Origin of the sequence: Novosphingobium rosa NBRC 15208 (assembly GCF_001598555.1) — a bacterium.
Taxonomy (GTDB): domain Bacteria; phylum Pseudomonadota; class Alphaproteobacteria; order Sphingomonadales; family Sphingomonadaceae; genus Novosphingobium; species Novosphingobium rosa.
In genome coordinates this window covers 49,156-61,539 of the sequence record NZ_BCZE01000015.1, presented here as the reverse complement: position 1 = coordinate 61,539, position 12,384 = coordinate 49,156, and the positions used below count along the sequence as shown (strand labels likewise).

The window sequence follows — 12,384 nt, the reverse complement described above, 5'->3', positions numbered from 1 at the left end:
GTTCAAAGAGCCTTGATCTCCCGGCCATCCGCATCGCCTTCCTCGGGCCAGTCGTGCCTGCGCGCGATCCATGGGTTGAGAAACAGGAACGGCAGCTTCACGAACAACAGTTCGGCGTGGATGAAGCCATCGACCATCCGCTCCCACCAGCGGGGCTGTCGGCCAGCGTGGAGTGCAAGCCAGCGGTCATAGGGCGCCCAATGGCTGGGCTCATCCTTGTGGATGATGGCAAAGATCCTGGGCAGCACCGGGTCACCCAGCACCATGGCGTTCCCAAGCAGCACCTCCACCTGCCGGTAGCCGCGCTGCTCCGTGAGCGAGATGACCCGGCACAGGCGCGCGAAGAGGTGATCGCTGCTCACGATGGCCTGCGTGTCGAGCCCGTTGATCGAGGCGCCGAACATGATTTCGATAAAGCGGTCGATGTGTCCGAAGGTGCGGTCGAGGGCGAAAGGCATCTCGCCGCGCCGCTCGAACCAGCGGCGGAACATCAGATAATGAGCCCGTTCATCCTTGCGGTGCCGCTCAACCATGGCGATCATGACGGGATCGCAAGGCTCCTGCTGGCGGACGGCTGCCAGAACCTGATCGATCGCCGTGTAGCCGCGATGCTCATTGTAGAGATAGATGCTCGCCAGGACATCGAGATAACGGCGCTTGAACCAGTCGGGCATGGCGTGTCCTGGGACGGAGGATTGAAGGGACGTCCGCCCCGGTTTTAACCCCTGGCACGCGCCTTAGGTCCGGGTCGGGGTCATCCCTGGCGGGCGATTGCAGCGAGACTGCCTGCCAATGCGTCTCTTTCTCAAAATGGGACGTGATTTTTTACAAATCAGACGTGAGTGATAATTGTTATCAGGAAAAATCAGCATGTTTTAATGATAATTATTATCACTCCGAGAGAGTGAATAATATTGCACAATAATAGATTTTTATTTGGCAATCAAACTTTCAAACATTGGCTTTTATCAATTATTATTTCTACATTGTTGCTGATACGGCGCCCGGCAATTGCTGGACGGGGTTGGGGCAATGTCAGGAACAAGGTATGCGGCGGCCATGGTGGCCCTTGCGCTCGGGGCCATGGCCACGCCCGCGCTGGCTGCGCCCGAGGAAATCCAGGTCTACATGGACGAGATGGACAAGCCCGGCCATTTCGGGCTCGACACCCATATCAACTACGTCCCCAGTGGAGAGCTGACCGACGATTATCCCGGGCAGCAGCAGTCGCTTCATCAGCTGCGCGTCACGCCCGAATTCTCCTACGGCATCACGCCCAATCTGGAGGCTGGCCTCTATCTGCCGCTGGCCACGATGAACGCGCGGGGCCGGATCGACCCGGGCGGCGTCAAGACGCGCCTGAAATTCATCGCGCCGCGTGCCGATGGGCAGAACTGGTGGTGGGGCGCCAATTTCGAGATCGGCCATGTCGATCACCGGCTCGACATCAATCCGTGGAACGCCGAGCTGAAAGGCATCATCGGCATGCGGACGGGCAAATGGACGCTGGCCGAAAACGCCAACATCGACTTTGTCGTCTCCGGGCCCGAGCCCCATTCCCCTCAGGTCGAGTTCGATACGAAACTCGCCTATGCCATGACCAAGAAACTGTCTCTGGGCCTGGAAAGCTACAATGGCACCGGCAGCTTCGCGCATTTCGGTTCTTTCGGATCGAGCGACCAGTCGATCTTCGCCGTGGCCGACATCGACATGGGGCATTGGGCCCTCAACATCGGCGTGGGCAAGGGCTTTGGCACCAATGCCGACCACACCATCGTCAAGGCGATCCTGAGCATCCCGCTCGAACGCATCCTGGGCCGCAAGGATGCGGCCGACTGATGAAAGAACGTCCCATGCCCAGCTTCGCTCCGGCGCTTGACAGCGACGACATCGATCCTGCCCTCAAAGCCAAGGCTGCCGCACGCAGCAGCTGGGTCAGCGTGGCGGTCAATGCCTCGCTCTCGGGGAGCGGCCCATATCATCCGGTTTGCGCGCAGGTCTGAAGACCGTTGATTGCCGTCAAGCGCGCTCCATCTCCGTTCCGCGCGGACTGCGCGAACGGGCTGGAGCAGCGCTGTGCTTCACCTGCTGAACGAGCGGGAAACGGGTCGGCCCGTGCCGGGTGAAGATCGCTTACCTTGACTTTTCCACAGGTTAGGCCGATACACGAGCTGCTAACGTCGCATGCGACGGAATTTGATCCCGAAAGAGGCTCTCCTTCCTTATCCACGCTTCCAGCTCCATCTGCGCTGTTGCAGATGGGTTCCCGTTTTCGTGAAAAGGAAACACCTATGCCAGTCGGCACCGTCAAATTCTTCAATTCCGACAAGGGTTATGGCTTCATCTCGCCGGTCGATGGCGGCGATGACAGCTTCGTTCACATCACCGCTGTCGAGCGCTCCGGCATGGCCACGCTGACCAAGGATCAGCGGGTGAGCTACGAGATCGAAACGGATCGCCGTGGCAAGCAGTCTGCGGTGAATCTGGCTTCGGCCTGATGCCATCGGGCCGGAAACCCCAGGGTTTCCGGCGCACCACCGCCCGGCATGCCAATGGCCCCGGGCCGTCGCGATCAGGCTGTCGCGTTGCTCAACGAAGCCGATGTGCAGCCTGATGGCCACATGCCGTGCCTGATATGCTTGATCTGGCGCGGGGGCCATGACGACCGGTGATCAAGACCACCTCGAAGGCCGTGCATCCAAACCGCCTCGAACAGCGTAATGGTGGAGAGGAGACCGTCCATGACCTTTCGCACGAAACGCTTGATCCCCTTTGCATTGGCCGCCGTGGTCGCCGCAAGCGTGGTGGCCGCCCTGCCCGGAAGCGGCGCGCGGGCGGCCTTGCCACAAGGCGCCAGCGCGCCCGACTTCAGCACGCAGGCCGTGCAGGCGGGCAAACCCTTTGCCTTTCATCTCGGTGACGCCCTGAAGAAAGGCCCGGTCGTGCTCTATTTCTTCCCCGCCGCCTTCACCAGCGGATGCACGATCGAGGCGCATGAGTTTTCCGAGGCCACCGACGCCTTCCGGGCCGCCGGAGCCACGGTCATTGGCCTGTCGCACGATCCGCTTGACAAGCTCAGCCGTTTCTCGGTCACCGAATGCCGGAACAAATTCGCCGTCGGCGTCGCCAGCAAGGATGTGATCGCCGCCTACAAGGTCAAGCTGCCGGTCCTCTCCATGTCCGACCGCACCAGCTATGTCATCGCCCCCGACGGCACGATCCTGTTGGCCTATTCCGCCTTCAGCCCTCAGGGCCATGTCGCCAGAACGCTCGCTGCCGTGAAGGCGTGGCGGGCGGCGCATGCCTCATCCTGAACCTTTGGCATTCCCTTAAGCGGTTGTCCCCTGCGGCAGACGATGCAATAGCGTTGGGCGGGTGTTCGTTGTCCGCTTCACGCGGGCACGGGCAGGTTTGAGCGCTGGTCGGGCCGCCAGCGGCGACAATACGATGCGGCTCGCCCTTTCCTGGCCGCACGCCACCCGGAGCCGTTAAGCCATGCACAACACCGATACGGTCACGCTGGGCCTGCTGCTGCTCATCGCATGTCTGGTCGCGATCATCTGCCGCCGCTTCGGGCAACCCTATGCCATCGGGCTGGTCATCGCGGGCATCGGCCTGAGCCTCTCGGGCTATCACAGCGGCATCGAGCTGACGCCCGAACTGGTGTTCAGCGTGCTGCTGCCGCCGCTGGTGTTCGAGGCAGCGCTGCATCTGGGCTGGGGGCAATTCCGGCGCGAGGGGCCGCTGGTCCTCAGCCTGGCCTTTGGCGGCACGCTGCTCTCCGCGCTGGTGGTGGCGGTGGCGATGCATGGGCTCGCGGCGTGGGGCTGGCCCGCCTCGCTGCTGTTCGGCAGCCTGATCGCCGCCACCGACCCGGTCTCGGTCATCGCCATGATGAAGGAGCAGAATGCCGACAAGCGCTTGCGCTTCCTGATGGAGGCCGAAAGCCTGGTGAATGACGGCGCGGCGGCAGTGCTCTTCGCGTTGATGGCGGAATGGATCATGGGCAGCGCCACCACCCCGATGGGCATCGCCACCGCGCTGCTGACCACGGTGGGCGGCGGCGTGCTGCTGGGTCTGGCCGTGGCGGCGGGGCTGATGCTGCTGGCGGGACGGGCGGAGGACCATCTGGTCGAGATCACCCTGACCATGCTGGCGGCCTATAGCTCCTTCCTGCTGGCCGAAGAGCTGCATGTCTCCGGCGTGCTGGCCACGCTGGCGGCGGGCATGCTGGTGGGCAATTGGGGCAAGGGCCGCAAACTGACCGAGGAGGGCGGCAAGGCCGTGATCCGCTTCTGGGACTTCGCGGCCTTTCTGGCCAATTCCGTGGTCTTTCTGCTGATCGGCAGCCGCGAGGCGATACAGCCCATCGCCGCCTACTGGCTGCCTGCGGTGATCGGCACGGTGGCGGTGCTGGTGGGCCGCGCAGTGGCGATCTATCCCATCACGCGGCTGTTCACGCGGACGCGCATGGCGGTCGACGGGTTGACCCAGCATATCCTGTTCTGGGGCGGTCTGCGCGGCGCGCTGGCGCTGGCGCTGGCGCTGGGGGCTCCGGCCAGCCTGCCCGAGCATGATGCGCTGGTCAGCGTGGCCTTTGCCGTGGTCGCCTTCTCGATCTTCATCCAGGGGTTGACCGTGCCGATCCTGCTGCGCAGGAGCGCGGAAGGATCATGATGATGTCCATCGCCGCATCCGCGACATGGCGCGGGGTGGCAGGCATCATGCACGTTCCGGCGACATGACGGTCACGCCGGAACCTTGCCGCCCGCAAACGGTTATCGCCTTCGGGGGTACGCCATCTGTCGCCGTGCCGGAAAGGAACGAGCGCCATGGCCCATGCATCACACGGCACGCAACTGCTGCCGATCGCCGATCTGGCCGATCATGCCACCGGTGAACGTTCGGACATCGACCTGTTGCACCGGATCAGCGTCGCCCTGATCGGCGAGCAGGACCGGTTCGAGCTGTATGGCAAGATCGTCGAAGCGGCGGTGGCGATCACCGGGTCGCAGTTCGGGACGATGCAGTTGCTCTGCCCCTCGGGCGATCCCTCCGGTCACGGCGGCGAGCTGCAACTGCTGGCCCATCGCGGCCTGCCGCTCGAAGCGGTCCAGTTCTGGCAATGGGTGAGCCCGGCCGCCTACAGCAGCTGCACGCTGGCGCTCAAGCTGGGGCAGCGGGCGATCATCGCCGATTTCGAGGCCTGGGGCGACATTGCCGGCAAGCCCGATCTGGAGGCCTTCCGCGCCGCCGGAATCCGTTCGGCCCAGACCACCCCTCTGCTTTCGCGCCGGGGCAAGCTGCTGGGCATGATCTCGACCCATTGGCGCCATCCGCATCAGCCCTCGCAGCGCGATCTGCGGATGCTCGACATCGTCGCGCGGCAGGCCGCCGATCTGCTGGAACGCACGATCGCCGAGGAAGAGCTGCGCCATCTGAACGAGACGCTGGAGGTGCGGGTCGAGGAACGCTCGCGCGAGCTGCTGGCGACCGAGGATCAGCTGCGCCAACTCCAGAAAATGGAGGCCATCGGCCAGTTGACCGGCGGGGTCGCGCATGATTTCAACAATCTGCTGACGATCATCCGGTCCTCCGCCGAACTGCTGGCCCGCCGCGAACTGCCGCGCGAGAAGCAGAAACGCTACATCGACGCCATCATGGACACCTCGGACAGGGCGGCGCGGCTCACCGGCCAGCTTCTGGCTTTCGCCCGCCGTCAGGCGCTCAAGCCGGAGGTGTTCAATGCCGCGCTCAAGGTCGCGACAGTCGCCGACATGCTGCGCACGGTGGTGGGCTCGCGCATCGATCTGAACGTCGAGCCCATCTGCCCGAGCTGCTGCATCGAAGTCGACACCAGCCAGTTCGAGACGGCTCTGGTCAATCTGGCCGTCAATGCCCGCGACGCCATGAACGGCGAAGGGCGCATCACCATCGCGATCGAGACCGCCGGATCGATCCCGGCGCGGGGCGGACGCAAGGCCGCCGTGGGAGATTTCGTGAAGGTCTCGGTGAGCGACAATGGCTCCGGCATGCCGCTCGACCAGATCGAGCGCATCTTCGAGCCCTTCTTCACCACCAAGGAGATAGGCAAGGGCACGGGCCTGGGCCTTAGTCAGGTCTATGGCTTCATCAAGCAGTCGGGCGGTGAGATCGACGTGGACAGCCGCCTTGGCGAAGGATCGACCTTCAGCCTCTATCTCCCCCGGGCCGAAGCCTCGGTGACTTTCCAGGGGTTTTCAGCCGACGAGCCGCTCACCACCACACAGGCCAGCATCCTGATCGTGGAAGACAATGCCCAGGTCGGGGAGTTCGCCTCCCATCTGCTGACCGATCTGGGCTTCATGACGCGGCGGGCCAGCAATGCCGGCGACGCGCTCGCCATCCTCGAAGACGATCATGCCACCATCGACATCGTCTTCTCCGACGTGGTCATGCCCGGCATGAACGGGGTGGAACTGGGCGAAAAAATCCGCCGCCGCTGGCCGGATTTGACGGTGATCCTCACCAGCGGCTACAGCCATGTTCTGGCCGACGACACCGGGCATGGCTTCGCGCTTCTGCATAAGCCCTATTCCGTCGATGAGTTGTCGAAGATTTTGCGCGATGCCCGTCCAAGACGGTCATCGTAATGAGGCTTCCCCTCATCCACGGGGCGCTGGCTGGCACGGGACTGTAGGCCCCGCCCCGGCATCGGCATCGGGCTCCGCTCAGAAATGCATGCCCTCGCCATCGATGCGCAGCGTGGCGGCGTTGGGCTCGCCAAGCACCAGCGCCAGATTGGCCCGGGCCGAATCCTGAAGATTGCCGATGGTGGCGGGGTTTTCCGTCGCCGTCCCGCGCGCCATCTGCGCCGTCGCCATGAACATGCCGACCATGGCGGTCTGCTCATACATCTTGCGGCGGGTCTGCACCGGGATCTGCGGGAAGCCCTTGCTCTGCTGCAGCCCGCCGCGGATCTGCGAGACCAGCTTCACGAAAGCGGCATCCGGCAGCTCCACGCCATGCAGGATCATGTAATTGCCCGCGATGTAGGCCGCGATCGCGGTGGCGACATCATTGTCAGGCAGGGCCAGCTTGCGCTCGAACTGTTTGAAGGCGCCGAAGGACTGCGTGAAGGTGGCCTTCATCTTCCCCCGCAGGCCGGGCGGGAAATGCGTGGCCAGATCGGCGGCATTCGCATCGATCTGGGAGACCACGCCGGCAGGCAGGCGGGTGCCGGGCGGCGTTGCCTTCGGGGCCGCGCTGCGCGCCTGTCCATGCCCCGCCGAAGCGCCGGTGAAGGGAATGGTGGCGGCATTGGGGAACAGCGGAACGATCAGCGTGGGAAACAGCGGCGCCGTCGTGCCGACATATTGCGCAACGGCGGGCGCGGGAGCGAAAGCACAGGCAAGCGCCACCGAAAGCAATGCGCCCTGCAGTCGAGACATCCAACCACCCCCGCCACACCATCAGCAACAGATCATCACGTAGCGATGACAACGCCATGACGCCTGCGCCGCGATAGAAGGCCTGATCCGGGAATTCTTGAAGGAACACGACAGGAAGCGGATCAGGCCAGCGGCCAGATCACGGTGATCGCCAGCGTTCCCGCCACGATGACCAGCACCGAAAGCGGCAGCCCCAGCCGCCAGTAATCGCCGAAACGATAGCCCCCCGGCCCCATCACCAGCGTGTTGCACTGATGACCGATGGGCGTCAGGAAATCGCAGCCCGCGCCCGTCGCCACCGCCATCAGGAACGGGTCGGGATGGAGATGCAGCGCCCGCGCCACCCCCACCGCGATGGGGGCCAGCACCAGCACCGTGGGCGCATTGTGCAGAAAGGGCGAGCAGGCCATCGCCGCCAGCATGATCGCGCCCAGCGCCAGCAGCGGCGGCACGCCATGCAGCCATCCGGCCAGCAGATCGGCAATCAGCGCGCTGCCGCCGCTGTGCTGCACCGCCTCGCTCAGCGGGGTGAGCGCGCCGATCAGCACCAGCACCTCGGGCTCCAGCGCGCCATAGGCCTCGCGCATGGAAAGGCCGCCCACCACCACCATCAGCACCGCCGCGCCGAAAAAGGCCCCGGCGATCGGCACCAGTTTCAGCGCCACCAGCACCATGGCCACGGCCAGAATGGCGATGGGCAGAAACATCCGGCGGCGGTCGCCCAGCTTCACCATCCGCTCGACCAGCGGCAGCAGACCCAGATCGCCCAGCGCCTCGGGCAGGGTTTTCTCGCCCGCGCGCAGCACCAGCACGTCCCCGGCGCGCAGCCGCACATCGCGCAGGCGCTGGGTGATGCGCTCGTCGCTGCGGCCAATGCCCATCAGCTGCACGCCATGCATGTCCTGCAGGCGGGCATTGACCGCGCTGCGCCCGATCAGCAGCGAGTCCGTCTGGATCACCGCCTCGATGGTGCGCAACTCCTCCTTGGCCTCGTCCTTTTCCAGCTCGCGCGGGTCGCGCGTCTGCTCCAGCGGCGTGCGGGCGAACAGCCGGTCGAGCGCCTTGTCGCTGCCCTCCAGCACCAGACTGGCGCCGGGCCGCAGCGAGGCATCGGGCAAGGGTTTGCGCTCCTTCCCATCCGCCTCGACGATGGCGCGCAGGCTGACACCCGCCTCGCCCAGCTTCAGATCGGCGATGGTCGCGATGTCCTCGGGCAGCTCATCGGGCACGCGGGCTTCGGTCACATAGGGCGCCTGCTCGGCGGCCTCGTCGAGCCCGGCCCGCGCCTGCCGGTCGCGCGGCAGCAGCCGCCAGCCCAAACTCACGAAGACAAAGCCCAGCACCGTCAGGATCAGGCCGACGGGCGCGAAATCGAACATCTGAAAGGGCTTGCCCAGCGTCTCCTCGCGCACCTGGCTGACGATGATGTTGGTCGAGGTGCCCACCAGCGTCACCAGCCCGCCCAGCAGCGACATGAAGGACATGGGCATCAGCAGCGACGACACCGAGGAACCCTCGCTGCGCCCGATGCGCAGCGCAATCGGCATCATGATCGCCAGCGCGCCGACATTCTTGGTCAGCATCGAGAGCAGCGCGGTGGTGCCCGCCAGCACCGGCACCTGCAAAGCCGCGCCGCGCAGCCGGGCCATCGCCCCGCCCACCGCCCATTCGATCACGCCCGAACGAGCGATCGCCGCGCTGACCACAAGGGCGCAGGCGATGATCACCACCACATCGCTGGTGAAGCCGCTGAAGGCCTGCTTCATCGGCACGTCGCCGGTGGCAAGGCCAATGGCCAGCGCCACCAGCGCCACCACATCGTAACGGAAGCGCCCCCAGGCGAAGACCACCACCGCGCCGCCGATCAGCGCGAAGGAGAGCAGCTGCGGCCCGCTCAACGCGCCCAGATCCCGACCAGCGCCGCCAGACTGACCAGCACCAGAAAGCCGTTGACCACCACCAGCAAAGCGGGCGGCAGGCGCCGTGTATCGGGGCGCGGCGGCGCCACGGGATGCGTTTGGCGCCACACCGCCGCCATAAAACAGAAAGCGCTGAACAGGATCAGCACGCTGCCAGTGGCCCCGATCAGCCAGCCTGCCACGATCTTGTCGAGCAGAGCCCTTGCGCCAATCCCCGAGGCCAGCGCGGCCAAACCGGTTCGCACCCACGCGGCATAGGTCCGCTCGGCGGCCAGCACGGTGCGGTCTGCGGCCAGCTGGGTGCGGCGGTCGGCGCTGTCGGTCTGCTGTTCCGCGCTGTGTTCCAGCTTGCCCGCGCTTTGCGCCAGCTTAACGTGGGCCTTCACGGCGGCCTGTTCGGTTTCGCTTGCCATAAGCGTGAAATGCGCGAGCCGCGCCTCTTGCCATGGGCGGCGGAAAAAATTCCCGCAATGCCCGCCCCCTCGCCCTTATGACGAGGGGGCGGCGGCCTCTTAGTAGCTGGCCTTGAGCGAGAGCTGATAGCTGCGCCCGGCCTCGGGATAGCCATCGACCAGCTGATAGTTCTGATCGAAGAGATTGCGCACAGAGGCGCTGATGCTGGTGCCCCGGCCATTGGCGTCACGCCGCAGCTGATACTCGGCCTTCAGCGCACCGTTCACATAGGCGCCGGTGCGGTAATAGGTGATCGGCGCCACATCGGTGACGGTCCAGCGGCTTGAGGCGATGTCCGCGCTGGGCACCAGATGCAGGCGGGGCAGCACCGTCCAGTCGGCATAGACGAAGGCCTTGTGGGTGGGCACATCGGTGGGGCGGAAAGCGGCATTGCCGGGATCGACCAGACGGCGGTGGGTGTAAGTGTAGTTGCCGCCCAGCGTGAAGCTGGGCGCCAGTTGCGCCGAAAAACTGCCCTCCGCGCCATAGATGTTGCCCCGGCTGACGTTCAGCGACTGGGTCATCACCGTGCGCGCGCAGGGCCCCGGCGTGGTGCTGGCGGTGCAGGCATAGCCCAGCACGCTCTCGCTGACGATGGCGTTGGTGATATGGGCATGGAACAGCGCGCCCTCCAGATGCAGCACGCCAAGCCGGGTCGAGCCGCCCAGTTCGATCTGCCGCGCGCGTTCGGGCTGCAGGCCGGGATTGGGGATCGAGGTGCCGAAACGCTGGCTGAACCGCTCGAAAATGGTCGGGAAGCGCGCGCGCGACGAGACGCTGAGGTGCAATGCGCTGTTGTCATTCACCGCCCAGTTCAGCTGGCCCTGAGCGCTCCATGTGCTGCTGTTCGCCTTCGGATAGTTGTAGAGCACGCTGGCGCCGGAGGTGCCCAGCGGCGCGCCATACTCCTCGGCGCGCTTCAGGTCGCGCCAGTCATAGCCGCCGCCCAGAGTCAGGCTGATGGCGGGGGTGAAATGATACGCATGCTCTATCGAGAGGCTGTAGGTGTTCTCCAGATCGGTCTGCATCGGCTCGGTGCTGCCCGAGGGGAAGCTGGTCTGCGCCTCCTTGTGGCGATCCGAGCGCATCTGCGCCCCGATGGTCACGCGTTCACGCGCGGAGGGACGCAGGGTCAGCTCCAGCGAGCCGCCAAGCGCATCGTCCCAATAGGGGCTGTTGAAGCTGCGGCCCAGGGTCTGGGTGTTCTCCGCAGCCGTGTCGAAGGAGCGCAGCATGTTGTAGAAGGTGTTGTAATAGAAGCGCGTTTTCAGCGTGGAGATCGCGTCCAGCTGCGTGGTGGTCAGCAGATAGAGGCTTTCGGTGTTCCAGGCGGGCCATGTCCAGAAGCGCTGCGCCGACAGCGGATCGGTGACATGCAGCGGAGCCAGCTTCTGGCCCTCCTGTTTGGTGTAGCTGATGACATATTCATCGGTGGCGTTCGGCGTGAAACCGGCCTTCACATTCACCCGCCAGTCGCCCGTCTGCGAGAGACCGCGACGGCCCGCGCCCTGATTGGCGGTGGGCCGGAAGCCGCCCGCCAGATCCCAGTGATCGGTGTAGGCGCGCCCGATCGAGGCCTGCGCATACCACTTGTCATGCCTGGTGCCGATCAGCGCCGAGGTGGAATAGCCGGCATATTCGCCCTGCCGCCCCAGATTGAGCGTGCCGCTGACCTGCGCCTCCAGCGCTTTGGTCGGTTTGGAGGTGACGAGGTTGATCGCCCCGCCCATCCCGTCCGGCCCGTTCAGCACCGAAACATAGCCCTTGGCCACCTGCACCTGAGCGATGTCATTGGTGAGGAAACGCCCGAAATCGAGGCGGTTGTCGGCAGGCAGATAGACGCGGATGCCATCGATGGTGAGCGGCACCTCGAAGCGGTTGAAGCCGCGCACGAAGACGAGGCGCTCATTGCGCGTGCCGCCGCTGCTGCCCGCCGAAACGCCGGGCATCAGCCCCACGGCATCGTCAAGGCTGACACGGTTGAACAGGCTGATGGCGCTGGCCGACAGGGTCTGCCCGGTGATGTCCGGCGCGGCAGGCGCCGTGCCCGTCACCACGATCTCGCCCAGAGCAAAGCTGCTGCCCTGATCCGTGGGGGCGTCCTTGGCCATGGCTGGCGCAGCCAGACAGGTTGCGGCCAGCATCAGGCCGATAGGATATGCACGCATGATTGTTCTTCCCTGAAAAATCTTATGTTCAGCTCCCTTGGCAGGAGCCCTTGTTTGCTGTGCCCGATGCCCCGGGACGGCGGATCGCCGGGGCCCTGCATGGCCCGCCTTCCCTTGCCGGACGTTCTTCCCTCTGCTTTTGCCCCAAATAGAAAACGCCACCGGCCACGGTTCACGCGAACCGGACTGATGGCGCCTTTGCCATGTCGAACCCAGCGCCCCTGCAGACCGAATCTGCGGGCCGGATCGTCAGCCAGACAGCGATGCCATGGCGACCTTTTCGCTGATTTTTCACATTTCCCCGGCAGCCGCAACCCCTTTGTGCAACGCGGCAAAGCGGTGCGCGCTCCCTCCTCGGGAACCGGCGGGGGGCGGCGCGGTTGATGGTATGGAGCCATCCGGCTCAAGCATGAG

11 protein-coding genes are annotated in these 12,384 nt (G+C 65.0%); 6 read left to right on the top strand and 5 right to left on the bottom strand.

The window, feature by feature from the left end; translation table 11 throughout:
- Positions 1-2: 2 nt before the first annotated feature.
- On the bottom strand, positions 3-674 hold the full coding sequence (locus SR3_RS06615; RefSeq protein WP_068082603.1) for a hypothetical protein: 672 nt from the start codon (positions 672-674) through the stop codon (positions 3-5).
- Positions 675-1,059: 385 nt separating this feature from the next.
- Between SR3_RS06615 and SR3_RS06610 the strand changes: the two genes are divergently transcribed.
- The 6 genes from SR3_RS06610 (at position 1,060) to SR3_RS06590 (ending at position 6,632) form a co-directional block, all read left to right on the top strand.
- On the top strand, positions 1,060-1,839 hold the full coding sequence (locus tag SR3_RS06610) for a hypothetical protein (protein ID WP_068082600.1): 780 nt from the start codon (positions 1,060-1,062) through the stop codon (positions 1,837-1,839).
- Positions 1,839-2,003, top strand: a complete 165-nt coding sequence (locus SR3_RS31110) for a hypothetical protein (RefSeq protein ID WP_157098672.1) — start codon at positions 1,839-1,841, stop codon at positions 2,001-2,003. Before SR3_RS06610 ends, SR3_RS31110 begins: the two co-directional genes overlap by 1 nt.
- Before the next feature lie 288 nt (positions 2,004-2,291).
- Entirely contained in the window at positions 2,292-2,498 is a 207-nt protein-coding gene (locus SR3_RS06605; RefSeq protein WP_068082598.1) for a cold-shock protein, read from the top strand.
- Positions 2,499-2,741: 243 nt separating this feature from the next.
- Positions 2,742-3,314: a peroxiredoxin gene (locus SR3_RS06600; protein WP_068082596.1), complete on the top strand. Its 573-nt coding sequence runs from the start codon at positions 2,742-2,744 to the stop codon at positions 3,312-3,314.
- A 181-nt stretch (positions 3,315-3,495) separates the two neighbouring features.
- The gene (locus tag SR3_RS06595; protein WP_068082593.1) at positions 3,496-4,677 is read left to right on the top strand and encodes a cation:proton antiporter; all 1,182 of its coding nucleotides are present in this window, start codon (positions 3,496-3,498) and stop codon (positions 4,675-4,677) included.
- A 155-nt stretch (positions 4,678-4,832) separates the two neighbouring features.
- Positions 4,833-6,632 carry a GAF domain-containing hybrid sensor histidine kinase/response regulator gene (locus tag SR3_RS06590; RefSeq protein WP_084455060.1) on the top strand — a complete coding sequence of 600 codons (1,800 nt, stop codon included), beginning with the start codon at positions 4,833-4,835 and terminating at the stop codon, positions 6,630-6,632.
- A 78-nt stretch (positions 6,633-6,710) separates the two neighbouring features.
- Here the strand turns inward: SR3_RS06590 and SR3_RS06585 are convergent, their stop codons facing one another.
- From SR3_RS06585 to SR3_RS06570, 4 genes are all read right to left on the bottom strand, one after another.
- Positions 6,711-7,430 carry a DUF6683 family protein gene (locus tag SR3_RS06585; protein ID WP_157098671.1) on the bottom strand — a complete coding sequence of 240 codons (720 nt, stop codon included), beginning with the start codon at positions 7,428-7,430 and terminating at the stop codon, positions 6,711-6,713.
- 122 nt (positions 7,431-7,552) lie between these two features.
- Positions 7,553-9,328: an SLC13 family permease gene (locus SR3_RS06580; RefSeq protein ID WP_068082587.1), complete on the bottom strand. Its 1,776-nt coding sequence runs from the start codon at positions 9,326-9,328 to the stop codon at positions 7,553-7,555.
- A complete protein-coding gene (locus tag SR3_RS06575) occupies positions 9,325-9,735 on the bottom strand; it encodes a YidH family protein (RefSeq protein WP_218018765.1) in 411 nt (136 codons plus the stop codon). The genes SR3_RS06580 and SR3_RS06575 overlap by 4 nt, the downstream gene beginning before the upstream one ends.
- 126 nt (positions 9,736-9,861) lie before the next feature.
- Complete coding sequence (locus SR3_RS06570) at positions 9,862-11,970, bottom strand: TonB-dependent receptor plug domain-containing protein (protein WP_068082579.1); 2,109 nt, start codon at positions 11,968-11,970, stop codon at positions 9,862-9,864.
- Positions 11,971-12,384 lie beyond the last annotated feature (414 nt).

Coding starts and splice junctions, on each gene's coding strand:
- SR3_RS31110 (WP_157098672.1), top strand. CDS start 1,839: ATGAAAGAACGTCCCATGCCCAGCTTCGCTCCGGCGCTTGACAGCGAC.
- SR3_RS06605 (WP_068082598.1), top strand. CDS start 2,292: ATGCCAGTCGGCACCGTCAAATTCTTCAATTCCGACAAGGGTTATGGC.
- SR3_RS06585 (WP_157098671.1), bottom strand. CDS start 7,430: ATGTCTCGACTGCAGGGCGCATTGCTTTCGGTGGCGCTTGCCTGTGCT.
- SR3_RS06615 (WP_068082603.1), bottom strand. CDS start 674: ATGCCCGACTGGTTCAAGCGCCGTTATCTCGATGTCCTGGCGAGCATC.
- SR3_RS06610 (WP_068082600.1), top strand. CDS start 1,060: ATGGTGGCCCTTGCGCTCGGGGCCATGGCCACGCCCGCGCTGGCTGCG.
- SR3_RS06595 (WP_068082593.1), top strand. CDS start 3,496: ATGCACAACACCGATACGGTCACGCTGGGCCTGCTGCTGCTCATCGCA.
- SR3_RS06600 (WP_068082596.1), top strand. CDS start 2,742: ATGACCTTTCGCACGAAACGCTTGATCCCCTTTGCATTGGCCGCCGTG.
- SR3_RS06570 (WP_068082579.1), bottom strand. CDS start 11,970: ATGCGTGCATATCCTATCGGCCTGATGCTGGCCGCAACCTGTCTGGCT.
- SR3_RS06590 (WP_084455060.1), top strand. CDS start 4,833: ATGGCCCATGCATCACACGGCACGCAACTGCTGCCGATCGCCGATCTG.